We start from the raw sequence: 26,251 nt of genomic DNA, 5'->3' as shown, positions 1-26,251 counted from the left end.
GCTCCAGCTCGCCCGACATTCAATTCGGTGGCTATGGGTCCCGGCGTTCGCCGGGACGACACCGTTATTGGGGCGCGACTTACAGCCGCTCGACGATCGTCACATTCGCCATGCCGCCGCCTTCGCACATGGTCTGCAGGCCGTAGCGCTTGTTGCGCTGCTTCAGCGCATGCAGCAGCGTGGTCATCAGCTTGGTGCCGGAGCCGCCGAGCGGATGGCCGAGCGCGATCGCGCCGCCATTGACGTTGAGCCGGCTGGGATCGGCGCCAGTGGTCTTCAGCCACGCGGTCGGCACGGAAGCGAATGCCTCGTTGACCTCGTAGAGGTCGATGTCGTCGATCGACATGCCGGCCTTCTGCAGCGCGCGCTGCGTGGCCGGCAGCGGCGCCTCCAGCATGATCACGGGATCGCCGCCCATCATCGTCATGTGGTGGACACGGGCGATTGGCTTGACGCCGAGCGACTTCAGGCCGCGCTCGTTGACGACCATCACGCCCGAGGCGCCGTCGCAGATCTGGCTCGCGGTCGCCGCGCTGAGCTTGCCGTTCTCGGCGATCAGCTTGACGCCCTTGATGCCGTCGAGGGTGACATCGAAGCGGATGCCTTCGTCGATGTGATGGGTGTCGGTCGAGCCGTCGGCCCTGACGATCTCGAGCGGGATGATCTCGTCCTTAAAGTGGCCTGCCTGCGTGGCGGCAATCGCGCGCTGATGGCTGTTATAGGCGTATTCGTCGAGCTCATCCTTGGAGAGACCGTACTTCTCCGCCATCATTTCCGCGCCGGTGAACTGGCTGAACTGGATGTTCGGATAGCGGCTCTCGATGCCAGGGCTCTTGTAGTGTCCGAAGCCGTTCTTCGCCGGAAGCGTGGAGGAGAGACCCATCGGCACCCGGGTCATCGACTCCACGCCGGCGGCGATCACGACATCCATCGCGCCCGACATCACTGCCTGCGCGGCGAAATGCAGCGCCTGCTGCGACGAGCCGCACTGCCGGTCGATCGAAGTGCCAGGCACGCTCTCCGGCAGCTTCGAGGCCATCACCGCATTGCGCGCGATGTTGTTCGACTGCTCGCCAGTCTGCATCACGCAGCCCATGATCACGTCCTCGACCTGGTCCGGCGCCGCGCCGGAGCGCTCGACCAGCGCGTCCAGCACCTTCGCAGCGAGGTCGGCCGGATGCCAGCCGGCCAGGCGGCCTCCCTTGCGGCCGCCGGCCGTGCGTGCAGCCGCGACGATGTAGGCTTCCGCCATGACGTGTCCTCCCTAGACTTGGTGTTCGTGATTGGCTGCGATTTAAATGCGCGATTGAGCCTTAGTCAATCGATCAATTAACTCTTGAGATCAACTCCGGCTTCGGCTTATCTGCCCCGATCAAGCGCGAGACATGTCTTGGGACCCCAGCTTCAGAACAGTGTGCCGGAGAAACTTCCCGCGGGGCGGAATGCGACAGCAGAGAAGCTGCTGGACGCCGCCAGCGAGCTGATGATCGCGAGGTCCTCGATCGAGATCTCGCTGAGCGACATCGCGCAGAAGTCCGGGGCAAACGCTGCGCTGGTCAAATACCATTTCGGCAACAAGGACGGCCTGCTGCTGGCGCTGCTCGCCCGTGACGCCGCGACCGAGGTCGCCAATCTCGAATATCTGCTGGCGCAGCCGCTGCCGCCGACGGCCAAGCTGAAGCTGCACATCAGCGGCATCATCCGCGCCTATCACCGGTTTCCCTACATGAACCGGCTGATCCATTATCTGCTGCACGAGAGCAGCGCCGAAGCGGCCGACGAGGTGTCGAAGTTCTTCGTGGCCCCGCTGCTCGATTTCCATCACAGGCTGATCGAGCAGGGCGTCGCCGAGGGCGACTTCCGCGCCGTCGACCCGGTGCTGTTCTACACCAGCCTGATCGGCGCCTGCGATCATTTGTTCTTCGGCCGCCACGCCATGTCGCGCGCGATCGGCGTCGGCCCCGTCACCGATGACGTATGCCGCCAGTACATCGCCCATATGGAGGCGCTGATCTGCGGCGGCATATTGAAACGCGCGAATGGCGAATAGGGAGTAGCGAATAGGGGGATGCCCTACCTTCCCTGTTCGCTACTCCCTACTCGCCATTCGCCAACAACAAACAAACGGAGGAAACGCACCATGCAACTCAACAACGTTGCCGTTCTGATCACCGGCGGTGGCTCGGGCCTCGGCGCCGCCACGGCGCGCGCCATGGCCGCCAAGGGCGCGAAGATCGCCGTGCTCGACCAGAGCAAGGAGAACGCGGAGAAGGTGGCGGCCGAGCTCAACGGCGTCGCCATTCATGCCGACGTCACCGACGAGGAGCAGGTCAAGGCCGGCATCGCCAAGGCCGAGGCCGCCCACGGCATCGCGCGCGTGCTGGTCAACTGCGCCGGCATCGGCGGCTCGCAGCGCATCGTTGGCAAGGACGGCGTCTATCCGCTCGCCAAGTTCGCGCGCATCATCAACGTCAACCTGATCGGCACCTTCAACGTGCTGCGCCTGTTCGCCGAGCGCCTCGTCACCGCCGAGCCGATCGGCGAGGAGCGCGGCGTCGCCATCAACACCGCCAGCGTCGCGGCCTATGAAGGCCAGATCGGCCAGATCGCCTATTCGGCGTCGAAGGGTGGTGTCGTCGGCCTGACCCTGCCTGCCGCGCGCGATCTCGCCAGCCAGAAGATCCGCGTCAACACCATCGCGCCCGGCCTGTTCCTGACACCGCTGCTGATGGGCCTGAACGAAGAGGCCCGCAAGAGCCTGGGCGCCCAGGTGCCGCATCCGGCCCGGCTCGGCGACGCCTCCGAGTACGGCAACCTCGCCGTCCACATCGTCGAGAACCCGATGCTGAACGGCGAGACCATCCGCCTCGACGGCGCCATCCGCATGGCCCCGCGCTAGGCGGCATTCTCCGCTGTCGTCCCGGCCTTGAGCCGGGACCCATACTCCGCGGCGTCTGTGAGAGGCACTCTGGCAGACGCCGCGCTCTAACCAATCAGGCCGGTGGCTATGGATCCCGGCGTTCGCCGGGATGACACTGAGGCTGGAGCGCGCGCCATGTCCCAACCGCTGCTGATCGAGCACGACAATGGTGTCGACCGGGTGACGCTCAATCGTCCGGAGAGCCTGAACGCGCTCGATCCGGCGTTGATCGATGCGCTCAACAGCTATTTCGAAGGCCTGCAGCGCAATCGCACCACGCGGGTCGTCGTGCTCGGGGGCGCCGGCAAGAATTTCTGCGCCGGGCTGGATCTGAAGGCCGCGATGCAGCGGCGCGGCGGCGCCAATGAGCCGCCGGGTGTCACCGAATCCCTGGACTCGCAGCGGCGCATCGCCGACATCGTGATGCTGATGCGGCGCTGTCCGCAGCCGATCATCGCACTGGTGCAGGGCGCAGCCGCCGGCGGCGGCTTCGCGCTGGCGCTCGCCGCCGACATCCGCATCGCCGCGCGCTCGGCGCGGATGAACTGCGCCTTCATCAAGCTCGGCCTGGGGGGCTGCGACATCGGCACCAGCTACTTCCTGCCGCGCCTCGTTGGCGTCTCCGTCGCCTCCGAGCTGATCCTCACCGGCCGCTTCATCGGCGCCGAACGTGCGCTAATGGTGGGTCTGGTGTCGGAGATCGTCGAGGAGGACATGCTCGACAACGCGGCGGCGCCGTTCGTCGACGCGATGATGACGGCATCGCCGGTCGGTCTCCGGCTGTCGAAGGAATGTCTCAACATGAGCGTCGATGCGTCGTCGATCGAAGCGGTCATCGCGATGGAGGATCGCAACCAGGTGCTGTGCAGCCGCTCGGAGGATTTCAAGGAGGGCATTACAGCCTTCCTCGAGAAGCGAAAGCCGGTCTATACCAACCGCTAGATATCAAGATCCGCAAAGGACGATATTTCGGGAGACGCAAAATGGACGGGACGGCAGCGAAGGTGTTGGAGAAACCGGCATTCCGCAAGGTCAATTGGCTGGCGCGCGACATCGATGTCATCAGACGGAGTGACGGCACCGTCGTCATCAAGTCGCGCATTCCGCTGCAGGCCTATGAGCCGCACTTGGCGGCGCCGCTCGCCCGCTGGGCCAAGGAGGCGCCGACGCGGACCTGGCTCGCGCAACGCAGCGGGGCCGAGCGGCAATGGCGGAAGCTGTCCTATGCCGAGGCCAAGCGCACGGTCGATGGGCTGACGCAGGGCCTGCTCAATTTGAATCTGGACGGGCGTCCCGTCGCGATCCTCTCCGGCAATTCGATCGAGCATGCGCTGATGACGTTCGCGGCCATGCAGGCACGGTCGCCGGCGGCGCCAGTGTCCCCGGCCTACTCATTGATGAGTCACGATCACCTCAAGCTCAAATATCTGTTCAGCCTCGTGAAGCCGGGCGTGGTCATGGTGCAGGACGGCCCGACCTTCGAGAAGGCGCTGAAAGCGCTCGATCTCGACGGCGTCACCGTCGTTCATGTCGGGCGTCCGTGCGAGGGCGTTGCGAGCATCAGCTTCGCTGATCTTGCAGCGATGCCGGTCACAGGCGCGGTCGACGCGTCGATTGCGCAGATCACACCGGACACGGTCGGCAAGCTGCTGTTCACCTCCGGCTCCACCGGAATGCCCAAGGCCGTCATCAACACCCAGCGCATGATGTGCGCCAATGCGGCGATGATGATGCAGACGCGGCCGCGCGGGCCGGAGGCGCCGATCTCCACGGTGCTCGACTGGATGCCCTGGAATCACACCATGGGCGGCAACGCGCTGTTCAATCCGCTGCTGATCGAGGGCGGCACGCTGTACATCGACGACGGCCGGCCGATGCCCGGCATGTTCGACGAAACCATCCGTAACCTACGCGAGGTGTCGCCGACCTATTATGCCAACGTGCCCGCCGGCTATGCGGCGCTGGCGGCGGCGATGGAGAAGGACGACGCGCTGTGCCGCTCGTTCTTCAAGGATCTGGGCATCATGGCCTATGGCGGCGCGCGGCTGCCGGACGATCTCTACGAGCGGATGCAGGCGCTGGCGGTGAAGACCACAGGCGAGCGCATCGTGTTCTACACCGGCTGGGGCTCGACCGAGACCGCGCCGACCTCGACCGGCACCTATTGGAACACCGAGCGCGTCGGGCTGATTGGGCTGCCATTCCCCGGCGTCGAGCTGAAGATGGTCCCGGTCGGCGACAAATACGAGCTGCGCCTGCGCGGCATCAACGTGATGCCTGGCTATTTCGGTCAGCCCGAGCTGACGAGGAAGGCGTTCGACGAGGAGGGATTCTACTGCATCGGCGATGCCGGCGTATTCGTTGATCCCAAGGATCCGGCGCAAGGCATCATCTTCGCCGGCCGCGTCGTCGAGGATTTCAAGCTCACGACCGGCACCTTCGTCCATGTCGGCTCGCTGCGGACCGATGCGATCGCGGCCGCAACGCCGGCGATCCACGATGCACTGGTGACCGGGCAGGACCGCGAACATGTCGGTCTCCTGGCCTGGCCCAATCTGCACGCCTGCCGCCAGTTGGTCGGCGATCCCAATGCGACGTTCGAGGATGTGGTGAAGCATCCCGCGGTCATCGACTGCGTCCGCCGCGGCCTTCAGGCGCACAACAAGGACTGCGAAGGCGCGAGTAGCCGGCGGATCGCCCGTGTCATGCTGATGGTCGAGCCGCCCTCGATCGACGGCCATGAGCTGACCGACAAGGGCTACATCAACCAGCGCGCCGGTCTCGAACGCCGCGCCGCTCTGGTGGAGCGGCTCTACGCTGATACGCCCGACAGCGACGTGATCGTGCTGTGATGGGGCCTGTCTCTTCCCACTCGTCATTCCGGGATGCGTGCGCAGCACGCATGCCCGGAATCCATAACCCCGGTCGGGCATATGGATTCCGGGCTCGCGCTCCGCGCGCCCCGGAATGACGGCGAGTTTTAGATCCGACTTCCAAGGCGAGTGACACCCATGAACTTCGATTTCTCCGACGACCAGAAACAGCTACGCGACCAGGCGCGGAAATTCCTTGCCGAGAAGTGTCCGCCCAAGGCGGTGCGTGTCGTGCTCGACGGCAAGGAGCCGTATGACCGCGCGCTGTGGAAAGGCTTTGCCGAGATGGGCTTCCTCGGCGTCGCCATTCCCGAGGAGTATGGCGGTGCGGGCGCCGGCCATCTCGAGCTCTGCGTGATCGCCGAGGAGGTCGGCCGCGCGCTGGCGCCGGTGCCGTTCTCATCGACCGTGTATCTTGCCGCGGAGGCGCTGATGCTGGCCGGCAGCGATGCGCAGAAGCAGGCCTGGCTGCCGAAGATCGCGAGCGGCGAGACGATCGGCGCCTTGGCGCTGTTCGAGGGCACCGGCAATCCGTCGCCGAAGGCGATCAGGCTCGAGGCTGCCAACGGCGTGCTCAACGGCACCAAGAAGCCCGTCGCCGACGGCGCCATCGCCGATCTCGTCATCGTTGCCGCGCGCACCGGCTCGACCGGCCGCGACAGCGACATCTCGCTGTTCCTGGTCGACACCAAGGCGGGCGGCGTCGAAGCCAAGGCGCTGACCAATCTCGATCCGACGCGCGGCCAGGCCGAGCTCACCTTCAAGAACTGCAAGGCGGAGCCGCTCGGCGCCGCCGGCGAGGGCTGGAGCATCATCACCCAGGTGCTCGACCGCGCCGCGGTGCTGACGGCGTTCGAGCAGGTCGGCGGCTCCGACCGCGCGCTGGAGATGGGCCGCGACTACGCGCTCGATCGCATCGCCTTTGGCCGTCCGATCGGCTCGTTCCAGGCGGTCAAGCACATGCTGGCCGACATGTATGTGTCTGCGACCCTGGCGCGCTCGAATTCCTACTACGGCGCGTGGGCGCTCTCGACCAACGCCCCGGAGCTGCCTGAAGCCGCGGCCTCGGCGCGCATCAGCGCGACGCAGGCGTTCCAGCACTGCGCCAAGAACAACATCCAGGTCCATGGCGGCATGGGCTTCACCTGGGAGTTCGACTGCCACATGTACTACCGCCGCGCCAATGCGCTCGCGCTCGGCCTCGGCAGCCTGTCCTATTGGGAGGACCAGCTGATCGACCGCATGCGCAAGCGCAATGCGGCGTGAGGCTCAGGACAACGATCCGCAGGGTGGGCAAAGCGACTTGTCCGACGAAGCCCAAAGGGCGAAGGCGGAAGCGTGCCCACCGTCGGTGGCGCGGGTTTGAATCGGTGGGCACGGCGCGTTGCGCCTTTGCCCACCCTACGAGATGAGAGGCTTGCCGATGAACTTCGATGACACTCCGCAGGAGGCGGCGTTTCGCAGCCAGGCGCGGGCCTGGATCGCCGCCAATGCGCCGAAGCAGTATGAAGACGAACTGCGCGCGACCTCGCTCGGCCGCGTCGCGCTGAAGGACGCCAACATCCTCGACGTCGCCAAGGCGTGGCAGAAGAAGAAGGCTGATGCCGGCTGGGCGTGTCTGCACTGGCCGAAGGAGTATGGCGGCCGCGGCGCCTCGCCGATCGAGCGCGTGATCTGGCAGCAGGAGGAGGGGCCTTACGGCAAGCTCTCCGGCCTTTTCATCATCGGCCACGGCATGTGCGGGCCGACCATGATGGCCTACGCGTCGGAGGAGCATAAGCGGCAGTATCTGCCGCCGCTGGCCTCCGGCGAGAAGGTCTGGTGCCAGCTGTTCTCCGAGCCGGCCGGCGGCTCCGACGTCGCCGGCCTGCGTACCCGCGCCGAAAAGCGCGGCGACGATTGGGTGATCAACGGCCAGAAGATCTGGACCTCGGGGGCGCATTATTCCGACTACGGCATCCTGCTGACGCGCACCGATCCGACCGTGCCGAAGCACAAGGGCCTGACGATGTTCTTCCTGGACATGAAGAGCCCGGGCGTCGAGGTGCGTCCCATCAAGCAGGCCAGCGGGCACTCGGATTTCAACGAGGTCTATTTCACCGACGTCGTGATTCCGGACTCGCAGCGGCTCGGCGCCGTCGATGACGGCTGGAACGTCGCGCTCACCACCTTGATGAACGAGCGCATGTCGATCGGCGCCGGCGTCGCCACCGGCTTCCCGGAGCTGTTCGACTTCTGCTCCAACCTGATGCTGGACGATCGTCCCGCGATCGAGGACCGCAACGTGCGCTCCAAGCTCGCGAGCTGGGCGGTGAAGGCGAGCGGGCTGAAATACACCAGCATGCGCGCCATCTCGGCGCTGTCGAAGGGCGAGCGGCCGGGACCTGAGAACTCGATCGGTAAGCTGGTCGCCGGACCGATGATCCAGGACGTCGCAGCCTACGCGCTCGACCTGCAGGGTGCGGCCGGCGTGCTCAGCGGTCCCGAGGCCGAGCTTGCGGGCAAATTCCAGGCGATGCTGCTGCGCGCGCCCGGCACCCGTGTCGAAGGTGGCACCGACGAGATCATGCGCAACATCATCGCCGAGCGCGTGCTCGGCCTGCCCGGCGACATCCGTGTCGACAAGGACGTGCCGTTCAACCAGGTGCCGACCAAGGGACGTGCCTAACAAGCGGAGTCGTAGGGCGGGTTAGCGCAGCGTAACCCGCCCTTGGCTCGTGCAATGCTGATCAAAGCGGCGGGTTACGCCTTCGGCTAACCCGCCCTACGCATACGAAGCGAGGTTAGACCATGAACTTCGACGACACCCCTGAAGAAGCCGCCTTTCGCGACACCGCGCGCGCCTGGATCGCGGCCAACGCGCCGAAGGAGCTCGAGGGCGAGCTGGCGAGCTCCTCGCTCGGCCGCATCAGGCTCAAGCACGCCGATATCGTCGAGGTCGGCAAGGCCTGGCAGAAGAAGAAGTCCGATGCCGGCTGGGCCTGCCTGCACTGGCCGAAAGCGTATGGCGGCCGCGGTGCTACGCCGATCGAGCGCGTGATCTGGCAGCAGGAGGAGGGCGTCTATGGCAAGCTGACGCAGCCGTTCCAGATCGGCGAGGGCATGTGCGGCCCGACCGTGATGGCCTATGGCAGCGAGGAGCATAAGCGGCGCTATCTGCCCAAGCTCGCCTCGGGCGAGGAGATCTGGTGCCAGCTGTTCTCCGAGCCCGCCGGCGGCTCGGATGTCGCGGGCCTGCGCACCCGCGCCGAGAAGCGCGGCGACGACTGGGTCATCAACGGCCAGAAGATCTGGACATCGGGTGCGCATTACTCGGACTACGGCCTGCTGATCACGCGCACTGATCCCACCGTGCCGAAGCACAAGGGTCTCACCATGTTCTTCCTGGACATGAAGAGCCCGGGCGTCGAGGTCCGTCCGATCAAGCAGGCCAACGGAATGCAGGAGTTCAACGAGGTCTATTTCACCGACGTGGTGATCCCGGACAGCCAGCGGCTCGGCGCGGTCGGCGACGGCTGGAACGTGTCGCTGACGACCTTGATGAACGAGCGCATGTCGATCGGCGCGCGGCTCGCCACCGGCTTCCCCGAGATGTTCGAGTTCTGCGCGAACCTGATGACCGACAACGGGCTCGCCATCGACGATCGCGCCACGCGCTCGAAGCTGGCGTCGTGGGCGGTCAAGGCAAGCGGGCTGAAATACACGAGCTACCGCGCGATATCGGCGCTGTCCAAGGGCGAGCGGCCGGGACCTGAGAATTCCATCGGCAAGCTGGTCGCCGGCGTCATGCTGCAGGATATCGCGACCTACGCGATGGATCTCGAAGGCGGCGCCGGCGTGCTGACCGGCGCGGACGAGGCGGTGACGCAGGGCCAGTTTCAGCAGATCCTGCTGACCTCGCCCTCGATGCGCATCGCCGGCGGCACCGACGAGATCCTGCGCAACATCATCGCCGAGCGCGTGCTCGGCCTGCCCGGTGACATCCGGGTCGACAAGGACGTGCCGTTCAACAAGGTGCCGACCAAGGGACGTAGCTAACCCTCATGCTGAGGAGCTGCGCAGCAGCGTCTTGAAGGATGAGGCCGATATCCGGGCCTCATGGTTCGAGACGGCGCTGCGCGCCTCATCATGAAGGGACGTTTCTCCGTTGTAGTGAGAACCATAAATGAAAGCTGACGCCGCAGCCGCACAGGCCACTCCCATCACCGTTCTCGAAGAGCTGATGGCCGCGCGCTTCTCCTGTCGCAGGTTCCTGCCCGAGCCCGTGCCGCGCGCCACCATCGAGCGCATCCTGGAGGCGGCGCAGAAAACCGCGTCGTGGTGCAACAGCCAGCCGTGGCGTGTCGAGATCACCTCCGGTGTGGCGACCGAGGCGTTCCGGAAGGTGATGTATGCGGCGGCCTCCAGCGGCAAGGCGGCGTCAGGCGACTTTCCCTTCCCGCGCGAATACACCGGTGTCTATCTCGAACGGCGGCGCGAGAGCGGTTTCCAGCTCTACAACGCGCTCGACATCCCGCGCGGCGACAAGGCGGGCTATGCCCGGCAGGCGCTGGAGAACTACAATTTCTTCGGCGCGCCGCATGTGGCGATCATCCACAGCGACGAGGCGCTCGGCACCTATGGCGCGATCGATTGCGGCGGCTACGTCACGAGCTTCATGCTGGCGGCGCAGGCGCTCGGCATCGCCACCGTGCCGCAGGCGGCGCTCGCGTTCCATTCCGACGTGGTGCGGCAGCACTTCGGGCTCGGCGCCGACCGCAAGGTGGTCTGCGGCATCTCGTTCGGCCATCCCGATCTCGGTGACAAGGCCAACTCCTACCGCACCCGCCGCGCCACGGTCGCGGAGACCGTCCGCTTTCACGACAAATAACTTCCCGTCCGTGGGGTCGCGCGCGCCTATTGTTTGCCGGTGGAGTTCCGTTATCCGGGACTCCGGAGGAGGGCGAGACGACCCGCGAGTCCATTTTTGTAAACCGAGTTTGCTGAACAAGGAGCAGCTCGGGCGGCGGCGCCATGATTTTGCCGAGGTGTCGTCCGAGTTCGGCAAGCGCGTTTCGGCAACGATGCGCGCGCTCTCCTGTCCGGCCTTCACATCGAAAGCCGCCCTGAAATCAACAGTTTGTGTCTGTGATGCGCCAACCGAGACGCGTTGCTACGGGGACCAGACGTGTTGCGAGAGTCGGTGCAGGAGCGCTAATGGCTGCTGTTTGTCGAATTGGGCGCGCACTTTTCCTTCAGCTCGTGGGCTTCAAGCAATGATATTGACAAAATTCTCTCTAACATTTTGAGTTGCATCGCCCGAGCGTCAACGATGCAAAATTGCAGACGCTCGATGATCTTCTCGATTGAAGGTTCAGTCACGGCTCGAAACCTGAAGTGTCAGCGATGGATTCCATGAACACGCCGTCCAACCTTTATGCCCTCGAGGTGGATGAGGCGACGCTCCTTGGTCACCGCCTCTTGAAGGCCTTCCATAAGCTCAGGCTGAAGCGGCACCGGGAACAGCTCATTGCGCTGGCTGAGCGGCTGGTGGAAGATGAAGAAAGATATCCGGCAGGGCCTGGCGGCTGACGTCTTCGAGCCCTTGCCACGTCAGCGTCGGCCGCGTCAGGCCGATCTGCTCGCAGAGTGACTTCCATGTCGTTTCATCGCAGTCGACGAGCACGGCCATCACCGACATCCCGTCCATCATGTGAGGTACGCCGAGCGGCCGCGCCTTCCAGCCGCACTTCTCGAACCGCGGCAGCCACCAGGTTTCGAGCACGATCGAAAAGCCGGTCAACCCGATCGAGATGCCGTATTCCATGATTGCAGTGAGCAGCAGCATGTCGATCCGCGGGCCGGCATGCTCGCCGCGGCGCTCCGGGATCACGAAGATGCGCGACAGTTCGTAGACGTCGGGGCGCTGGATCGGGCCGCGCAGATTCAGATACGGGAAGATGTCGCTCATCAGCGTCGGCAACAGCGTCGGCACCGCGCGCATCGAGCCGATCAACTGGCCCTTGTCGATGCAGAACAGATAGACCGAATCCTCGGTGTCGAACTGATCGATCTCGCGCCCGTCCGGACGATCGAGCGCCATCCACTTGCGCTGCTTGACGTAGATCTCGTGGCGCAGACGGTAATATGAATCGAAATATTTCTCGTACAGAGCGCGATTATCTTTTCGAACGACATGAATCTCAGGCATCGAAACCCCCGGTCGTCTGAATCAAATTGGGGTTTGCAGATTGCCGATGCGCTCGAATTGATCCAGTGGGAGAAACGCCAGATCAGATCGAGATCTCGCCGTTGACAAGAGCGGTCGCAACCGTCGCCGTCTTGTTCTTGGTTGCTAGCTTGCGCTGTGCCTCTTCCAGATGCCACCTGACGTTGCGTTCGGAGACGCCGAGGATGCGTGCCGTCTCCCACGCGGTCTTGCCGCGCGCCGCCCAGCTCAGCACTTCGGCCTCGATCCGCGACAGGCGTCGGCCCTGGTTGCTCGCGGCGGAGCGCGCCAATGCGCGAAGCCTGCTGTGCGTGAAGATGCTGATCAGGTGCAGCGCGCCCCGCGCATCGGGAGCGAGATTCGGATTTTCGCCTGCAAGGCTGACGGCGCCCACGGCATCGTCGTAGTGGATGGGGACGCAGAAGCCTTCGTTCAATCGGAAGTCCTTCGCGCGCATCATCACCTCATGCGCGCCGGGCTCGTCCTCGCGGTCATAGGGAGCCTCCGACCACGCGAATGGATTCAATGTCGAGATGCAGTGTCGCGGAATCGGATCGCAGCGGTGAAACTGCTCGCGCGCATACATGTCGAACCATTCCCGCGGCCAGCCGTTGGCGAGAATGGTTTGCTGCAGCGATTGGCCCGAGGTCGGCACGCCGGCCATGATGTAGGCGTGAAAGCCCAGGTCGCTGATCATCTTCTCGAACTGGGAGAGCACGCTCGCGCTGGTCTTCGACGCTTCGATCGCATCGACGTACTCCAGAGCTCGTCGTCCCCAATACGCGTCCATCACTTGCATGTGAAAGTCTCCGCCCGTGGTTCAAGCTAGCCACGGACAAAAGGCTGTCAACCGCAAATTGGAGATTTAGGTCGATAGTTCGTTGAGCGTGTGTCGGGGCACCGGCTGGATACAGACATTTGCATGCAAAATTTATGAGTTCGGAGCGCGGCTGCGCTCAGAATTTCGGGGTTCTTTTCTCTGCAAACGATTTCATGCCTTCCTGGATTTCGGCGCCGCGCATGCTGTCCTGATGCCTGCGGCGCGCCGCCGCATCGTCGAGGGCTCCGCGCGCGAAATCGTTGATGGCGCGCTTCATGCCGCGCATGGCCTGGGGGGCGTTGCCGGCCAGGACCGTCGCCAGCCGGTCGACCTCCGCATCGAGCGCATCGGCCGTCACCATGCCGGTGAGATAGCCGATGCGCAGCATCTCGGCCGCGCCGATCTTCTCCGCCGTCAGGAACAGACGCTTGGCATTGTCGATACCAAGGCGGGACACGTAGCGCTTGATGCCGTTGGGGTAATAGTGCAGCCCGAGCCGCGCCGCCGGCATGAACATCTCGCTGGTATCGACTCCGATCCGGAAATCGCAGGCCAGCGCCAGATCGGTCGAGCCGCCATAGACCCCGCCGTTGAGCCGGCAGATCGTCGGCAAAGCGAGGTCCTCAAGCCGGTCGACGACCTCCTCGAATGCCGGGCTGGAAGCCTCGGCCTTATCCGCCGGCGTTGCGCCGATGGCGCCAAGGTCGAAGCCGGCGCTGAACGCCCGCCCGGTGCCGGTCAAGACCAGCACGCGCAAGGCGGCGTTGGCCTCGACCCGGTCGAACAGCGCCAGCAGCTCGGCGAGGTCCTCCGGCTGGAGCCGGTTGAGATGGCGCGGACGATTGAGCCGAATGGTGGCGCGGGCGCCGTCGATGGTGAGGAGCGGCATGCTCGGCGCGTCATCGGCCTGGGTGGTCCGTCCGGTCGTCATGTCCTGTTCTCCATGGTTCGGCGCCTCGCCTCGGCAGCGATGCTCTGCGCCAGATCGGGGTGGCGTGCCATCAGCACGCGGAAATCGACGAGGTCGAGGACCAGCAGCTTCGACAGCCCTGTCGTGCTGATGTCGGCCGAGCGCAGGTTGTTCCCGAGCAAGGCCATCTCGCCGAAGAACGCGCCCTCGCCGAGCCGGACCTTCTTGCCGGGAAGGTCGACCTCGACCTCGCCGGAGGCGATGAAATACATGCAGTCGCCCGGCTCGCCCTTGCGGATCACGGCGGCGCGGGGCGGCAGGTCGATGGTGCGCAGCATCTGCGTGACGTCGGCAATGGTGGAGGGCCCGAGGCTGGCGAAGAACGGTACCTTGCTGACTGATTCCCAGGTCTTGAGAAAGTTGTCGCGCCGGGTTTCCGCGGCGAAGCCGGTCGCCAGGATGCCGGTCCATAGGCCGAACACGCCGAGGCCGGAGATCATCACCGTGGCGGCGACCACCCGCCCGAGCGGCGTGACCGGCACCACGTCGCCATAGCCCGTGGTGGTGAGGGTCACGACCGCCCACCACAGCGCGGACGGGATGGTGCCGAAGGTGGCCGGCTGCTCGTCATGTTCGAGCGCGTATTCGGCGACCGATCCGACAAACAGCACCACCAGGAACAGCACCAGCACCGACAGCAGCGGACGCGCTTCCAACACCAGCACCCGGCGGAGCCGGCGCAGGCCAGGCACGCCGGGGATCACCTTGAGCACCCAGATGACCGCCAGCAGCCACGCCGTGCGTGCCTCCATGCCCGAGACCAGCGCGGTCGGCACGGCGAGAGCGGAGATCGTGTCCAGCAGTCCCCGGCCCGACATGAGGTAGGCGGCGACGCGATGCGCCCGGGCCGCCTGCTGAACCCGAACCGCCCATTCGACGACGAAAAAGACAAGGCATCCGCACAGCAGGGCGATGATCCAGCGCCGTCCGGCCTCGTAGGCCGGGTCCATCGTCAACAGCACCATGGCGCTCATGCCGAGCGCCACGGCCGCAAAGGCCGCCTTGGTCATGTTGCGGCCGGCCAGCGCGGTGACGAATGCCGCCAGGGCAGGGTGCTGCGGTTTGGTCATTGCTGGCGGGCGTCGGTCGCTGATCTCAGAGCCGCAGGAGATCGCGGCGGCGGCAAGGTGCCCCGATCGGGGGAATCCCGTCAACGATGCGGGCCGGTCGGTTGCGCGGGTGCCTCCGGCAGGTCCAAGCCGTCCTACTTCGAGCGGGAATTTTTGAGTGTCGGCTCAAATACCGGTTCAAACGTCGTCTGTTCGCCGTATATCAGAGGTCGGCATGGACACGCTAAATTAGGCAAAAGGAGGCCGGAACCGAGCGTCCGCCCTCCTGCGTCCCAAGAGTCTGGTTGATCCCAATGGATACCTCACACCTGGTCGAACATGCGGGCGCCGCCGGCAGCCTCTTCGCCTCGATCTTCGTGGTCGCCACGCTGTCGATGCGGACCATGATTCCGCTGCGGGTTTTCGCCATCCTCACCAACATCGTCCTGATCGCGACCGCGGTGCCGATGCACAACTATCCGGTCCTGATCCTGCACGGGGTGCTGCTGCCGCTCAACAGTTACCGGCTCCACCAGATGCTGCAACTGGTCCGCGACGTGAAGCAGTCGGTCAACAGCGACCTCTCCATGGAATGGCTGAAGCCGTTCATGACCGAGCGCAAATGCGGTCCCGGCGAGGTGCTGTTCTACAAGGACGAGAAGGCCGACAGCATGTACTACATCGTCAGCGGCCGCTTCCGCCTGGTCGAATCCGGCATCGAGCTGCCGGTGGGCGCGATCGTCGGCGAGTTCGGCATGATTTCCCCGTCCAATACGCGCACGCAGACCTTGGAATGCGTCGAGGGCGGGCTGATCCTGTCGGTGTCCTACGACCAGGTCGAGCAGCTCTACGTCCAGAACCCCGCCTTCGCCTTCTACTTCCTGCGCCTCGCCAGCGCCCGGCTGTTCCAGAACATCGAAACGCTCGAGCGGCGGCTGGCGCAACAGACCACCGCGCCGGCGCCCGTCGCCAAGCCGGCGTGATCCGGGGAGCCTGAAGCCCAGTGGAAAGCGTCCGGTCCTCGCTGCGATATCTGTTCGCCGACGTCATCGGCGACGACGATGGCGAGCCGCCTTTTCTGCCTCAGGGCCTGCCTGACGCCGCCGTGCCGACGGTGAGCGATGGCATCCATCTGCTGATGGAGTATCAGGGCGCGAGCTATGCGCAGCTCTACGTCGACCGCATCAAGCGATTCGTGCGCAGATCGAACGTCGATGCCGGCATGCTGTCTCAGATCGCGCAGCTGCTGGCCGCCCGCATGGCCTACGAGGATCCGATCCGGATCGCCCAGCTCAGATTGATCAGCCTCGACATGGGGCAGCGCCCGGGGGGACGCGAGAGCGATGACGTGCGGCGGTTTCGCCTCGACGAACTGATCGGTGCGCTGCCGCAGGCCGTGGCGGAATCGTTGCTGGCAGCCTTCGAGCAGGTCGGCTGGCTGGGCCGGCGCCGGGTCAAGGTCCGCTTCTCGGTTCGATCGCCGCTCGCCATTCGCCGTCTCAAGCTGATGGCCGGCCTGCGGCGCTGGCGGCTGCAGTCGGTGCGCTATGGCGAGGAGCGCGCCTGGGCCGAACGGTGGCTGCACATGATCGCGCGTGCGCTGGACAAGCAGCCTGCGGCGGCGTCCGCCGTGATCGGCACGGCGACCATGATCCAGGGGCAGGGCGACGGCTACCGGCAGGGTCTCGCCGATTGGCATGCCATCATCGATGGCCTGGCCAAGCCCACCTTCGATGGCGTGCTGCCGATCTCGGATCTCGCCTCCGCCATCGCCGAGGCGCGCGCCGTTGCGCTGGCAGAGCCGGGACAGGGCGCGCTGAAGCGGGCCATCGCGCAGATCCGGGCGAGGGCGCTGTCAGCACCGAAGACCGACGCCGCTGAATGAAACGCCGCGACTGCGGCCGGTTCGCAGATGCACGGTGGCGGGTAACCTTACCCCCCGCGGAATTGCCGGGAAGGGTAGCAGGGCGCGATTTGAGGTTCCCTTTCGCGTGCAATTCGCTACCGGAGATGTCATAAGCGTCGCATACGCGTCGAATTGGCCGGGTATTCTCATCAGATTGCGCTGAACGCCTCCAGTTCCCCGTGCGTCCAAGGGTTGGTTCCCAGGGTTGGTTCCAAGGGTTAGTCGTAGCGAGAGCGTCAGCTTTGTCTTTTCCTTCTTTGTCGTCGCAGGTTCCGGTTGGTGCGCTGGTCGGCTGGATGCTGCTGCTGACCTTCAAGCACATCATTGGCGACTTCGTTCTGCAGAACGCCTGGATGGCCTATGGCAAGGACCAACGGAAGGGCTGGGCGCTGCCGCTGTTGGTGCACTGCCTGATCCATCTCGCCGTCGCCATGGTTCTGATCCTGATCGTCGCGCCGAGATTCTGGTTCGTCGCCGTGATCGACTTCGCCATTCACATCACCATCGATCGCATCAAGGGCATCTGCTCGTCGCGGTTCGGCATGAACACCGAGCACCGATGGTTCTGGACCCTGATCGGCGTCGATCAGGCGCTGCATCACCTCACCGGATTCGGGCTCTCGATCTTCATGGCCGCGAACGGCTGAGTCCGGTCGCGGTGCGTCGCGGCGAAGCTGCGCCGACGGCGGCAGCCCCGTGTCAAGCCGGGGGTGGGACGACCGTTCGGTTTGGTTAACCGGACGTTAGCGATTCGCGCCGCATCGTCGCGCCATGGCAATCAAACAGATGCTTCAAAGTCGCGATGCGTTCGACAGCGATTCGTGCCCGGTCGGCGACGAGCTTCTCGGCGAGCTCTACCGTGCCGACGCCAACGGGCTGCCCGCGCTGGTCGAGAGCGTCTCCGCCGATGTGAGGGCCATGCTGGCGCTGTTCTGTTACAGGCGCACGCATCTTCACCCGCTGGCGCTTGCGATTGCATCCACCTGCAGCGAGCAGGACCTGTCGCAGTTCGGCGGCCGGGTCGGATCGGCGCTGTATGCGCAGTCCCGCGGCGGTCGGGCGGGTCCGGCCAGCGCGACCTCGAGCCGCAAGCCGATCTCGCTGTCGACCAAGCCGCTCTCGGTGATGAAGCCGTTCGAGGACGATCTCGACGACAGCCCCGAGCCGGTCACGGCCTGACTCCCCGTCTTCCTAGCCTTTGGCTCAGGCGAGCACCGGCAGCCCGAACTTGCGCCGGGCCATCGCGCATTCGGCGTCACCCGGCATGCAGATGCGGCACACCTCAGGGCGGATCGCGTAGATCCGGCACGCGACGGCGCGCGCGATCTCGCCATCGAGCGCGCAGCAGCGGTCGCCGTCGCAGCGCATGCCCGACAGCCGCTCGTTGACCAGCTCGGCCGGGATCAGGTCGAGGGCTTCATCCTCCTCGATCGTGAAGCGCGGCCAGTTCGACGAATAGGCGCAGCACGCGCCGCAGCTCTGACAGGGGCTGCTGTCAGTCTCGCCAGACACCGGTTCAGACATCCTTGGGAACCTCCCACACCAGGCTGCGCCGCCATTTGGCGCGCAGCGCCTCGCGCCTTTCAGGATATTTGTCGTCGAGATAATCCGCCTCGACGACACGGTCGGTCCTGAAGCTGCGGAAGTCGCGACGCAGCTCGCACCAGGCGGCGAGGATGCGCACCGCGTCATGATAGCCGATCGCGATCGGCCAGATCACGCGCTCGCTGTCGCGGCCCTGCTCGTCGCGATAGCGTAAGCGGATCTTGCGTCCCTCGTGGATCTGCGAGCGCGTGCGTGACATGTCGATGCGGTCCGGCTCGCGCATCCACGGCCGCGGCGCGCGGCTCGCCGGCTCCAGTACGAATGGCCTTAAGCGCTCCGGCACGGTGTCGGCGATCTTGGCCATCAGGTCTTCCGCCGCGCGCGCCAGCACCGGGTCGGCGTTGACCGCGACCCATTGCGCGCCAAGCACCGCCGCCTCGATCTCGTCCGGCGTCAGCATCAAGGGCGGCAGATCGAAACCCTTCTCCAGGATATAGCCCATGCCGGCCTCGCCGCGGATCGGCACGCGCTGCCCGATCAGGGTGGCGATGTCGCGATAGATCGTGCGCTTCGAGGTCTCGAGCTCGGCCGCGATCGCATCCGCCGTCAATGGGCGGCGCGTGCGTCTCAGCACCTGGATGATCTGGAACAGCCGGTCGGCGCGTCTCATGGTGTGTCCTGCGAGCGGCGAGCACCCCCGCCGATGCTGACAGGATGCTGGCAGCAGCCTGTCCTTATACCGGGCCAACAACGAGATTGAAGGGGTGATGTCGATGATGATGTTTTATGGCCTTGGCCTGGCCACCACGCTACTGCCGCTGCTGACACCATGGTGGCAGCAGCACGTTCGTAGCGTCCGGCGTCTGCTCAGGAAGTCGGGAGTGCTGTCATGATCACATTGTTCGGTTTGGGCGCGGGCTTCGGCCTGCCGGAGATCAGCCCCTTCGTCACCAAGACGGAGGTGCAATTGAAGATGGCGGGCCTCGACTATCGGAAGCAGCGGGCGATGCCGCCGGCGTCGCCGAAGGGGCAACTGCCCTTCATCGACGATGGCGGCGAGCTGATTGCCGATTCGACCTTCATCCGTGCCCACATCGAGCGCAAATACGGCTTCGACTTCGATTCCGGACTCGACGTGCGCGCGCGGGCGCAGGCCTGGGGGTTCGAGCGCATGATCGAGCATCATCTGTATTTCGCGCTGGTCGGGGCGCGCTGGGTCGATCCGGTCAACTTCGCCAAGGGGCCGGCGCATTTCTTCGACGGCGTGCCGGCCGACAAGCGCGAGAAGCTGCGCGAGGACGCGCAGTTTCGTGTCGCCGAGAACTATCTGATCTCCGGGCTCGGCCGGCACGCGCCGGACGAGGACGTCGATCTCGCCGCGCGCTCGCTGCGCGCGCTGTCGGTGCAGCTCGGCGACCGGCCTTATCTGATGGGTGATCGTCCATGCGGCACCGACGCGACCGCGTTCGCCGTCATCGCCGGCATTCTCACGCCGTTCTTCGACTCCGAGCTCCGCCGCAGGACCGAAAGCTTCGGCAATCTCGTCGCCTATGCCGAGCGCATGATGGCGCAGCACTACCCCGAGTTCGAATGGGGCAGGGCGGCGGAGGCCGCCTGAACAGGCCTCTCAGGAGCAGCGCCATTCCGGGGCAAGGCCGCAGGCCTTGCGCCCGGAATCTCGCTATCGTCATGCATTCATGAGACCGAGGCGGAGGACGCACCGGCGCCCTTCAACTTCGCCAGCTCGGCCTCGAGCTCCGCGATGCGCGCATCGCGCACGGCCAGCGCTTCCGCGACGTCGGCCGCGTCGAACTTCTGCGGGATGTGCTGCGGGCAGTTGGTGTCCCAGGCGCTGATCGTGAACAGCATTACCTGCTCGGGCCGCGCCTTGTAGCCTCTCGGAATCAGCGAGGCCGTCAGCGCGGCATCATCCTCGACCACCCGCGCCGTCCCCCAGATCTTCACCCGGCGGCGATGCGCGTAGTCCATGATGAAGATGTAGGCGTGCGGGTTCTCCGACAGATTGCCCTGGGTGATGTATTGCCGGTTGCCGCTGAAGTCGGCGAACGCCAGCGTGCGGCTGTCGAGCACCTTGAGAAAGCCCTTCGGTCCGCCGCGATGCTGGATATAGGGCTGGCCGTCGGCCGAGGCGGTGGCGAGATAGAAGCTCGTGGCTTCGGCGAGGCGGCCGGCGAGATCGGCGTCGACCTCGTGGCGAAAGCCGCGGCTCTGCTCCACATGCGCGTAGCTCTCGCGCGACCCCTTGCGCGCCTGGATCGCCTTGACGGCTGGTGAGAACATGACGTCGCCGGGTGCCTGGATGGTTGGCTGGGTCATCGCAATGACTCCTTGTCGCTGCGGCCGTGACTGCCGCCGTGAAGGCAATATGGTCCCAATCCCCCAGGGAAATAATCTGACCAGTTGACATTGGATCGTTGCAGATGTTGCAATAATCCCATGGACCGCATCGATGCCATGCAGGCGTTCGTCACCGTCGCCGAGCTGAACGGCTTCGCACCGGCGGCGCGCCGGCTCAAGCTGTCACCATCGGCGGTCACCCGTTTGGTCGCCGCGCTCGAAGCGCATCTTGGCGTCCGCCTGCTGCAGCGGACGACGCGCTCGGTGACGCTGACCGATTCCGGACGACGCTATCTGGAACGCGCTAGCCGCATCCTGGCCGATCTGGCGGAGGCGGAGCGCGCCGCGGAGAGCGAGCGCCTACAGCCGGTGGGGCGGCTGGTGGTCTCGGCGCCGGTCGGCTTCGGCCGGCTCCATGTCGGTCCGGTCATGGCCGCGTATCTGAGCCGCTATGCCGAGGTCGCGGCCGAGCTGCGCCTCGAGGACCGCCAGATCAATCTGGTGGAGGACGGCGTCGACTGCGCCGTTCGGATCGGCCATCTCGGCGATTCGTCGCTCGTGGCCCGCCAGGTCGGCAGCATGCGCCGGATCGTGGTCGGGGCTCCCGCCTACTTCAAAGGCCAAGGCGAGCCGCGGACACCCGATGCGCTGGCGAAGCACCAGACCATCCAATTCGGCCCGGCCGACGAATGGCGCTTCGTCAAGGAGGGCAGGGAACTGCGGATTGCGGTCAGCCCGCGGCTCGTTACCAACAATGCCGACGCCGCGATCCAATATGCGGAGGCGGGCGGCGGCGTGACACGGGTGATGGCCTATCAGGCCGCCGACGCGCTGCGTGGCGGCCGCCTCAAGCGGGTGCTGGCGAAATACGAGCCGCCGCCACTTCCCATCCACATCGTGTTCCCGAGCTCCCGGCTCCTATCAGCCAAGGTCCGCGCCTTCATCGACCTGATCGCGACGACCTGCGACTGGCGCTTCGGCTGACGACGTCACTCCTTCTTCGGCACGACGCGAAACGTTGCGTTCGCCCGCGCGATCACGGCGTCGTCGGCCAGCACCAGGCTCTGCACGAAGCAGACGGTGCGTCCGCTCTTGATGACGTCGCTCTCGACGCTGAGCCACTGCCCGATCCCGGCGCTGCCGATGTAGTCGACTGCGAGGTTGATCGTCACCAACGACGCCTCCCAGCCCAGCGTCTGGGCGCAGCTATAGCCCATCGCATTGTCGGCCAGCGATGCGATCAGGCCGCCATGGATCAGCCCGCGCGAATTGGTGTGCGGCACGGCGAGCCGCAGGCCGAGGATGACGGCCTTGTCGGTTCTCCTGGCGTAGAGCGGCTCCCAGGGATCGGTGAACGGGCTCTTGCGGAAATGCGGCTCGAAGCCGGCGGGAATGCTGCTCACGCGTGTCTCGATCGTTGCTGGCGATGTCCGCAGTCAACGACGTCTCCGCGCGTTTTGCACCGCCTACAAAGTTTCAAACGTGTTTTGCGCCGATGTTTGAAACGGTGCGCGCCGACGCCGGCGGAGATGGCGCACGATGCCGCAGGGCCGCTCGACCCCTCGTGGCAATTTCGCGGTGTGCCGACGCAGCCGTGCAATTTCGGGTGCACTCAAGATGCTTAACGTGTTAATGAATTGGTCGCGCGGCTGCAACTTTCGTCTGCCAGGCTTGCGCTGGCTGGCGCGATAGGGGCAGGCTCGCGCGTGCCGCGACGGCGGGTCTGCCGTCACGCTTGCAATGATGGTTATATGCTATAACAATGAAGCAAAGGGCCCTCGAAGGCCCATGATGGAAGGAGAGGATCCCGATGAGGAAGACGCTTCTGGCGTTGGCGCTGGCTGCCGGTGTGACCACCCCCGCGCTCGCGCAGGACAAGACGTTCGAGCTGAAGATTTCGCACTGGGTGCCCGCCAGCCATCCGCTGCAGAAGGCGCTGGAGGATTGGGCCGCATCGGTCGAAAAGGCCTCGGGCGGCACCATCAAGGGCAAGGTGTTCCCGGCCCAGCAGCTCGGCAAGGCGTTCGACCATTACGACATGGCGCGCGACGGCATCGCCGATGTCACCTATGTGAATCCCGGCTATCAGCCCGGCCGTTTCCCGATCATCGGTGCCGGCGAGCTGCCGTTCCTGGTCTCCGACGCCAAGGGCGGCTCGGAAGGTCTGGACGCGTGGTACCGAAAATATGCCGAGAAGGAGATGAAGGACGTCAAGTATTGCCTCGCCTTCGTCCACACGCCCTCGGCTTTCCACACCCGCACCAAGAAGGTCGTCGTGCCCGAGGACGTCAAGGGCATGAAGATCCGCCCGGCGGATGCGACGATCGCCAATTTCGTCACCCTGCTCGGCGGCACCAATGTGCAGTCGTCGGCGCCGGAAGTGCGCGACATCATCGAGCGCGGTGTCGCTGACGGCGTCACCTTTCCGGCGGGCTCGCTGGTGCTGTTCGGAGTCGACAAGGTCACGAAGTACCACATGGACGCGCCGTTCTACGTGACGACCTTCGTGTTCGTCATGAACAAGGACAAGTACAACCAGATGTCGGCGATGCAGAAGAAGGCGATCGACGACAATTGCAACACGGAGACCGCCGGCAAGGTCGGCGAGCCCTGGGGCAAGTTCGAGGACGCCGGCGTCGACAAGATCAAGGCCGAGTCCGGCCAGGAGGTCTACAAGCTGACGCCGGAGCAGACCGCTTTGTGGAAGAAGGCCTCCGAGCCGCTGTTCAAGACCTGGGCCGACGGCGTCAAGAAGACCGGCGTCGATGCCGACGCCGCCATGACCGAGCTGAAGGCCTCGCTCGCCAAGTACAACGCGCTGGCGCAGTAGCGCTCTTTACATCGCGCTGTTGCGCAGCAGACGGTGCGCTCCCTCTCCCCGTTCTGACGGAGAGAGGGTCGGGGTGAGGGGCAGCCGCACGGGTGGTGCGAGCCGTTAGACCTGTACCCCCTCACCCCAACCCTCTCCCCGCCTTAGCGAAGCTTCGCTTCGCCCTGGCGGGGCGAGGGGGCCCACCGCCTGCTGCGCGGCAGCGCGCGCTCCAATCTTCAAGCCTACGACCAGATTTCAAACGGGGACGCCATGCAGCGCGCCTACATGGACCGGATCATCGATGCGATCGAATGGATCGCGGCGTTCTTCGTCGGCATCGTCGCGCTCGACATCTTCCTGTCGGTGCTGCTCCGCAACACGCTGAACTATTCGATCCCCGATTCCTTCGACATCGGGCGCATGCTGCTCGGCATCCTGATCTTCTGGGGCATCGCTGCGACATCCTATCGCGGCACCCACATCACCGTGGATCTGATCTGGGGCAATGTCGGCCCGCGCTATCAGCGCTGGATCGACATCTTCGCAACGCTGGTGCTGCTGTTCGTCGTCACGGTGCAGACCTGGACCCTGTTCGACAAGGTGCGCGGCACCTATGAGGACAACGTCCTCACCTTCGATCTGCACATGCCGACCTGGCCGTTCTTCGCAATCGCCTGGATCGGCGACGTTTCGGCGGTGCTCCTGATCGCCATCCGGACCTATCGCCTGATCTTCCACCCCGAGGAGATTCATGACCCTCACGTCAAGCCCACGGAGTAGTGCCGCATGAGCACGGATGCGGTTGCCGTCATCGGCTTCGTTGCGCTGTTTGCGCTGATGCTGCTGCGCGTGCCCGTCGGCATGGCGATGGGACTCGTCGGCGTGTCCGGCTTCGCCTATCTCGTCAACGGCACGGCGGCGTTGAAGCTGGTCGGCCAGACCTCGATGCGCACGGTCACGGACTACACGTTCGGCGTGATCCCGATGTTCCTGCTGATGGGAACGTTCGTCTCCAACTCCGGCATGAGCCGCGAGCTGTTCCGCGCCGCCAACGGCTTCGTCGGCCATCTGCGTGGCGGGCTCGGCATCGCCACCGTCGCCGCCTGCGGCGGCTTCGCCGCGATCTGCGGCTCGTCGGTGGCGACCGCCGCGACGTTCTCGGCGGTGGCCTATCCCGAGATGCGCCGCTTCGGCTATCCGCAATCCTTCGCCACTGGCGTCATCGCCGCGGGCGGCACGCTCGGCGCGATGCTGCCGCCGTCGACCGTGCTCGCCGTCTACGGCATCATCACCGAGCAGGACATCGGCAAGCTGTTCATCGCCGGCATCATCCCCGGCCTGTTGGCGATGACCATGTACATGATCACCATCACGGTGATCGGCCGTGTCAGGCCGGATTTTCTCCCGAAGGGCGAGGCGCCGCCGTGGCGCGAGCGCATCGCGGGCCTGAAAGGCATCTGGGCGCCGGTGCTGCTGTTCCTGTTCGTGATCGGCGGTCTCTATGGTCTGCCGTTCCTGCCGCGCTTCACGCCGACGGAAGCCGGCGGCGTCGGCGCCACCGGCGCGTTCCTGATCGGCGTGTTCACCGGCCGGCTCGACAAGGACAAGATCCTGGCTTCGCTGCTGCAGGCCACGCGCACCGCGGCCGCGGTGTTCACCGTGCTGATCGGCGCGCTGATCTTCGGCTACTTCCTGACGGTGACGCAGACGCCGCAGAAGGTGACGGAGTTCCTCACCGGCCTCGGCCTCGGCCCCTACGGCGTGCTGGCGCTGATCATGGTGATGTATCTCGTGCTCGGCTGCCTGATGGATGCGATGGCGATGATCATCCTGACCGTGCCGATCATCTTCCCGGTCATCTCCCATCTCGGCTTCGATCCGATCTGGTTCGGCGTCATCATCGTGATGACCGTCGAGCTCGGCCTGATCCATCCGCCGGTCGGCATGAACGTCTTCGTTATCAAGAGCGTGGTGAAGGACGTGTCGTTCTCGACGATCTTCAAGGGCGTGCTGCCCTTCGTCGTCACCGACCTGATCCGCCTGGTGATCCTGATCGCCTTCCCGCTGCTGGCCACCTGGCTGCCGCAACAGATGATGGCCCGCTGATGACGACCCCGATCCTCGAGACCCGCTACGTCTTCACCCTCACCGTGATGATCGGCGACGTCACCAGTGCCGGCGAGACCGGCATCGGCGTGCGCCGGATCATCCCGATCCATGGCGGCGAGGTGAAGGGGCCGGGCCTGAACGGCGAGGGCGTCAGCGGCCGGATCTGCAACTTCGGCGCCGACTTCCAGGTCATCCGTCCCAACGAGCTGATCGACCTCGAAGCGAAATACGCCTTCGAGACCGACGACGGCGCCACCATCTACGTCGAGAACCGCGGCATCCGCTTCGGGCCGGTCGACCTGTTGCAGAAGCTCAAGCGCGGCGAGCCGGTCGATCCCAAGCTGATCTACTTCCGCACCCACCCGCGGTTCGAGACCGGCCACGACAGATATCGCTGGCTGATGGAGTACGTCTTCGTCGGCTCGGCGGCCCGGCACGCCGACCGCGTCATCATCGACGTGCACGTGGTGCTGTAGGCTGCACGGCCTGCGTAGTGCGATCGCATCAGGCGGCCTGAGTTTGGCGGTAGCCTGTCTCCACGTCGTCATGGCCGGGCTTGTCCCGGCCATCCACGTCCTCCGGCTGCGGAGAACGACGTGGATGCCCGGGACAAGCCCACGGCTGTCCGGTTCAGACAGACTGGACATGGTGCATGGCGTGGATTCTTCTGCGGTCTTGAGC

The 26,251-nt window shown here is 65.2% G+C and carries 27 protein-coding genes; 18 read left to right on the top strand and 9 right to left on the bottom strand.

Annotation, left to right across the window (positions count from 1 at the left end):
* Window positions 1-79: 79 nt before the first annotated feature.
* Window positions 80-1,252 carry an acetyl-CoA C-acetyltransferase gene (locus QW845_RS30415; protein WP_315805196.1) on the bottom strand — a complete coding sequence of 391 codons (1,173 nt, stop codon included), beginning with the start codon at window positions 1,250-1,252 and terminating at the stop codon, window positions 80-82.
* Between the two features lie 138 nt (window positions 1,253-1,390).
* Here QW845_RS30415 and QW845_RS30410 point away from each other — a divergent pair, with 138 nt between their 5' ends.
* From QW845_RS30410 to QW845_RS30375, 8 genes are all read left to right on the top strand, one after another.
* Window positions 1,391-2,050: a TetR family transcriptional regulator gene (locus tag QW845_RS30410; RefSeq protein WP_315805195.1), complete on the top strand. Its 660-nt coding sequence runs from the start codon at window positions 1,391-1,393 to the stop codon at window positions 2,048-2,050.
* A 90-nt stretch (window positions 2,051-2,140) separates the two neighbouring features.
* Window positions 2,141-2,899, top strand: coding sequence for an SDR family NAD(P)-dependent oxidoreductase (locus tag QW845_RS30405; protein WP_315805194.1), 759 nt, complete (start codon window positions 2,141-2,143; stop codon window positions 2,897-2,899).
* 156 nt (window positions 2,900-3,055) lie between these two features.
* Window positions 3,056-3,862, top strand: a complete 807-nt coding sequence (locus tag QW845_RS30400) for an enoyl-CoA hydratase/isomerase family protein (protein WP_315805193.1) — start codon at window positions 3,056-3,058, stop codon at window positions 3,860-3,862.
* A 41-nt stretch (window positions 3,863-3,903) separates the two neighbouring features.
* On the top strand, window positions 3,904-5,772 hold the full coding sequence (locus QW845_RS30395; RefSeq protein WP_315805192.1) for an AMP-binding protein: 1,869 nt from the start codon (window positions 3,904-3,906) through the stop codon (window positions 5,770-5,772).
* A gap of 159 nt (window positions 5,773-5,931) precedes the next feature.
* Complete coding sequence (locus QW845_RS30390) at window positions 5,932-7,059, top strand: acyl-CoA dehydrogenase family protein (protein WP_315805191.1); 1,128 nt, start codon at window positions 5,932-5,934, stop codon at window positions 7,057-7,059.
* Between the two features lie 157 nt (window positions 7,060-7,216).
* Window positions 7,217-8,461 carry an acyl-CoA dehydrogenase gene (locus QW845_RS30385; RefSeq protein ID WP_315805190.1) on the top strand — a complete coding sequence of 415 codons (1,245 nt, stop codon included), beginning with the start codon at window positions 7,217-7,219 and terminating at the stop codon, window positions 8,459-8,461.
* A 122-nt stretch (window positions 8,462-8,583) separates the two neighbouring features.
* The gene (locus QW845_RS30380) at window positions 8,584-9,831 is read left to right on the top strand and encodes an acyl-CoA dehydrogenase (protein WP_315805189.1); all 1,248 of its coding nucleotides are present in this window, start codon (window positions 8,584-8,586) and stop codon (window positions 9,829-9,831) included.
* Between the two features lie 184 nt (window positions 9,832-10,015).
* Window positions 10,016-10,663, top strand: coding sequence for a nitroreductase (locus QW845_RS30375; RefSeq protein ID WP_315805269.1), 648 nt, complete (start codon window positions 10,016-10,018; stop codon window positions 10,661-10,663).
* A gap of 636 nt (window positions 10,664-11,299) precedes the next feature.
* On the opposite strand, the gene QW845_RS30370 is transcribed toward QW845_RS30375, so the two are convergent.
* The 4 genes from QW845_RS30370 to QW845_RS30355 form a co-directional block, all read right to left on the bottom strand.
* Window positions 11,300-11,983: an acyl-homoserine-lactone synthase gene (locus QW845_RS30370; RefSeq protein WP_315805188.1), complete on the bottom strand. Its 684-nt coding sequence runs from the start codon at window positions 11,981-11,983 to the stop codon at window positions 11,300-11,302.
* A gap of 82 nt (window positions 11,984-12,065) precedes the next feature.
* Window positions 12,066-12,800 (bottom strand): LuxR family transcriptional regulator, encoded by a 735-nt coding sequence (locus tag QW845_RS30365; RefSeq protein WP_315805187.1) that lies wholly within the window; start codon window positions 12,798-12,800, stop codon window positions 12,066-12,068.
* A 157-nt stretch (window positions 12,801-12,957) separates the two neighbouring features.
* A complete protein-coding gene (locus QW845_RS30360) occupies window positions 12,958-13,752 on the bottom strand; it encodes an enoyl-CoA hydratase/isomerase family protein (protein WP_315805186.1) in 795 nt (264 codons plus the stop codon).
* A complete protein-coding gene (locus QW845_RS30355; protein ID WP_315805185.1) occupies window positions 13,749-14,861 on the bottom strand; it encodes an ion transporter in 1,113 nt (370 codons plus the stop codon). The genes QW845_RS30360 and QW845_RS30355 overlap by 4 nt, the downstream gene beginning before the upstream one ends.
* Window positions 14,862-15,154: 293 nt before the next feature.
* On the opposite strand from QW845_RS30355, the gene QW845_RS30350 reads away from it, so the two are divergent.
* The 4 genes from QW845_RS30350 to QW845_RS30335 all read left to right on the top strand — a co-directional run bounded on the left by QW845_RS30350 (window position 15,155) and on the right by QW845_RS30335 (window position 17,925).
* The gene (locus QW845_RS30350; RefSeq protein WP_315713745.1) at window positions 15,155-15,823 is read left to right on the top strand and encodes a cyclic nucleotide-binding domain-containing protein; all 669 of its coding nucleotides are present in this window, start codon (window positions 15,155-15,157) and stop codon (window positions 15,821-15,823) included.
* Between the two features lie 20 nt (window positions 15,824-15,843).
* Window positions 15,844-16,725 carry a DUF6537 domain-containing protein gene (locus QW845_RS30345; protein WP_315805184.1) on the top strand — a complete coding sequence of 294 codons (882 nt, stop codon included), beginning with the start codon at window positions 15,844-15,846 and terminating at the stop codon, window positions 16,723-16,725.
* Between the two features lie 317 nt (window positions 16,726-17,042).
* On the top strand, window positions 17,043-17,393 hold the full coding sequence (locus QW845_RS30340) for a DUF3307 domain-containing protein (protein ID WP_315805268.1): 351 nt from the start codon (window positions 17,043-17,045) through the stop codon (window positions 17,391-17,393).
* Window positions 17,394-17,532: 139 nt separating this feature from the next.
* On the top strand, window positions 17,533-17,925 hold the full coding sequence (locus QW845_RS30335) for a hypothetical protein (RefSeq protein ID WP_315805267.1): 393 nt from the start codon (window positions 17,533-17,535) through the stop codon (window positions 17,923-17,925).
* A gap of 24 nt (window positions 17,926-17,949) precedes the next feature.
* Here the strand turns inward: QW845_RS30335 and QW845_RS30330 are convergent, their stop codons facing one another.
* Both QW845_RS30330 and QW845_RS30325 read right to left on the bottom strand, forming a co-directional pair.
* Window positions 17,950-18,270: a YkgJ family cysteine cluster protein gene (locus QW845_RS30330; RefSeq protein ID WP_315805183.1), complete on the bottom strand. Its 321-nt coding sequence runs from the start codon at window positions 18,268-18,270 to the stop codon at window positions 17,950-17,952.
* Entirely contained in the window at window positions 18,263-18,961 is a 699-nt protein-coding gene (locus QW845_RS30325) for a YafY family protein (protein ID WP_315713748.1), read from the bottom strand. The genes QW845_RS30330 and QW845_RS30325 overlap by 8 nt, the downstream gene beginning before the upstream one ends.
* Window positions 18,962-19,180: 219 nt before the next feature.
* Here QW845_RS30325 and QW845_RS30320 point away from each other — a divergent pair, with 219 nt between their 5' ends.
* Window positions 19,181-19,909: a glutathione S-transferase family protein gene (locus QW845_RS30320; RefSeq protein WP_315805182.1), complete on the top strand. Its 729-nt coding sequence runs from the start codon at window positions 19,181-19,183 to the stop codon at window positions 19,907-19,909.
* Between the two features lie 77 nt (window positions 19,910-19,986).
* On the opposite strand, the gene QW845_RS30315 is transcribed toward QW845_RS30320, so the two are convergent.
* Window positions 19,987-20,628, bottom strand: coding sequence for a pyridoxamine 5'-phosphate oxidase family protein (locus QW845_RS30315; protein WP_315805181.1), 642 nt, complete (start codon window positions 20,626-20,628; stop codon window positions 19,987-19,989).
* Window positions 20,629-20,748: 120 nt separating this feature from the next.
* Between QW845_RS30315 and QW845_RS30310 the strand changes: the two genes are divergently transcribed.
* The gene (locus QW845_RS30310) at window positions 20,749-21,633 is read left to right on the top strand and encodes a LysR family transcriptional regulator (RefSeq protein ID WP_315805180.1); all 885 of its coding nucleotides are present in this window, start codon (window positions 20,749-20,751) and stop codon (window positions 21,631-21,633) included.
* 5 nt (window positions 21,634-21,638) lie between these two features.
* On the opposite strand, the gene QW845_RS30305 is transcribed toward QW845_RS30310, so the two are convergent.
* On the bottom strand, window positions 21,639-22,052 hold the full coding sequence (locus tag QW845_RS30305; RefSeq protein WP_315805179.1) for a PaaI family thioesterase: 414 nt from the start codon (window positions 22,050-22,052) through the stop codon (window positions 21,639-21,641).
* Window positions 22,053-22,459: 407 nt separating this feature from the next.
* On the opposite strand from QW845_RS30305, the gene QW845_RS30300 reads away from it, so the two are divergent.
* The 4 genes from QW845_RS30300 (at window position 22,460) to QW845_RS30285 (ending at window position 26,046) form a co-directional block, all read left to right on the top strand.
* Window positions 22,460-23,479, top strand: coding sequence for a TRAP transporter substrate-binding protein (locus QW845_RS30300; protein ID WP_315805178.1), 1,020 nt, complete (start codon window positions 22,460-22,462; stop codon window positions 23,477-23,479).
* Between the two features lie 252 nt (window positions 23,480-23,731).
* The gene (locus QW845_RS30295; RefSeq protein ID WP_315805177.1) at window positions 23,732-24,241 is read left to right on the top strand and encodes a TRAP transporter small permease; all 510 of its coding nucleotides are present in this window, start codon (window positions 23,732-23,734) and stop codon (window positions 24,239-24,241) included.
* A gap of 6 nt (window positions 24,242-24,247) precedes the next feature.
* Window positions 24,248-25,567 (top strand): TRAP transporter permease, encoded by a 1,320-nt coding sequence (locus QW845_RS30290; protein ID WP_315805176.1) that lies wholly within the window; start codon window positions 24,248-24,250, stop codon window positions 25,565-25,567.
* Window positions 25,567-26,046: a DUF3237 domain-containing protein gene (locus QW845_RS30285; protein WP_315805175.1), complete on the top strand. Its 480-nt coding sequence runs from the start codon at window positions 25,567-25,569 to the stop codon at window positions 26,044-26,046. The genes QW845_RS30290 and QW845_RS30285 overlap by 1 nt, the downstream gene beginning before the upstream one ends.
* The last annotated feature ends 205 nt before the right edge of the window (window positions 26,047-26,251 follow it).

Source organism: Bradyrhizobium sp. SZCCHNS3002 (assembly GCF_032377435.1).
Lineage (GTDB): Bacteria > Pseudomonadota > Alphaproteobacteria > Rhizobiales > Xanthobacteraceae > Bradyrhizobium.
Note: the sequence above shows the minus strand (reverse complement) of the source record. Positions and strands in the feature narration are given on the sequence as shown.

Coding starts and splice junctions, on each gene's coding strand:
- QW845_RS30320 (WP_315805182.1), top strand. CDS start 19,181: ATGATCACATTGTTCGGTTTGGGCGCGGGCTTCGGCCTGCCGGAGATC.
- QW845_RS30385 (WP_315805190.1), top strand. CDS start 7,217: ATGAACTTCGATGACACTCCGCAGGAGGCGGCGTTTCGCAGCCAGGCG.
- QW845_RS30310 (WP_315805180.1), top strand. CDS start 20,749: ATGGACCGCATCGATGCCATGCAGGCGTTCGTCACCGTCGCCGAGCTG.
- QW845_RS30370 (WP_315805188.1), bottom strand. CDS start 11,983: ATGCCTGAGATTCATGTCGTTCGAAAAGATAATCGCGCTCTGTACGAG.
- QW845_RS30380 (WP_315805189.1), top strand. CDS start 8,584: ATGAACTTCGACGACACCCCTGAAGAAGCCGCCTTTCGCGACACCGCG.
- QW845_RS30355 (WP_315805185.1), bottom strand. CDS start 14,861: ATGACCAAACCGCAGCACCCTGCCCTGGCGGCATTCGTCACCGCGCTG.
- QW845_RS30400 (WP_315805193.1), top strand. CDS start 3,056: ATGTCCCAACCGCTGCTGATCGAGCACGACAATGGTGTCGACCGGGTG.
- QW845_RS30365 (WP_315805187.1), bottom strand. CDS start 12,800: ATGCAAGTGATGGACGCGTATTGGGGACGACGAGCTCTGGAGTACGTC.
- QW845_RS30350 (WP_315713745.1), top strand. CDS start 15,155: ATGGATACCTCACACCTGGTCGAACATGCGGGCGCCGCCGGCAGCCTC.
- QW845_RS30360 (WP_315805186.1), bottom strand. CDS start 13,752: ATGACGACCGGACGGACCACCCAGGCCGATGACGCGCCGAGCATGCCG.
- QW845_RS30335 (WP_315805267.1), top strand. CDS start 17,533: ATGCTTCAAAGTCGCGATGCGTTCGACAGCGATTCGTGCCCGGTCGGC.
- QW845_RS30415 (WP_315805196.1), bottom strand. CDS start 1,252: ATGGCGGAAGCCTACATCGTCGCGGCTGCACGCACGGCCGGCGGCCGC.
- QW845_RS30395 (WP_315805192.1), top strand. CDS start 3,904: ATGGACGGGACGGCAGCGAAGGTGTTGGAGAAACCGGCATTCCGCAAG.
- QW845_RS30375 (WP_315805269.1), top strand. CDS start 10,016: ATGGCCGCGCGCTTCTCCTGTCGCAGGTTCCTGCCCGAGCCCGTGCCG.
- QW845_RS30285 (WP_315805175.1), top strand. CDS start 25,567: ATGACGACCCCGATCCTCGAGACCCGCTACGTCTTCACCCTCACCGTG.
- QW845_RS30295 (WP_315805177.1), top strand. CDS start 23,732: ATGCAGCGCGCCTACATGGACCGGATCATCGATGCGATCGAATGGATC.
- QW845_RS30340 (WP_315805268.1), top strand. CDS start 17,043: ATGCTGCTGCTGACCTTCAAGCACATCATTGGCGACTTCGTTCTGCAG.
- QW845_RS30405 (WP_315805194.1), top strand. CDS start 2,141: ATGCAACTCAACAACGTTGCCGTTCTGATCACCGGCGGTGGCTCGGGC.
- QW845_RS30330 (WP_315805183.1), bottom strand. CDS start 18,270: ATGTCTGAACCGGTGTCTGGCGAGACTGACAGCAGCCCCTGTCAGAGC.
- QW845_RS30315 (WP_315805181.1), bottom strand. CDS start 20,628: ATGACCCAGCCAACCATCCAGGCACCCGGCGACGTCATGTTCTCACCA.
- QW845_RS30300 (WP_315805178.1), top strand. CDS start 22,460: ATGAGGAAGACGCTTCTGGCGTTGGCGCTGGCTGCCGGTGTGACCACC.
- QW845_RS30390 (WP_315805191.1), top strand. CDS start 5,932: ATGAACTTCGATTTCTCCGACGACCAGAAACAGCTACGCGACCAGGCG.
- QW845_RS30290 (WP_315805176.1), top strand. CDS start 24,248: ATGAGCACGGATGCGGTTGCCGTCATCGGCTTCGTTGCGCTGTTTGCG.
- QW845_RS30325 (WP_315713748.1), bottom strand. CDS start 18,961: ATGAGACGCGCCGACCGGCTGTTCCAGATCATCCAGGTGCTGAGACGC.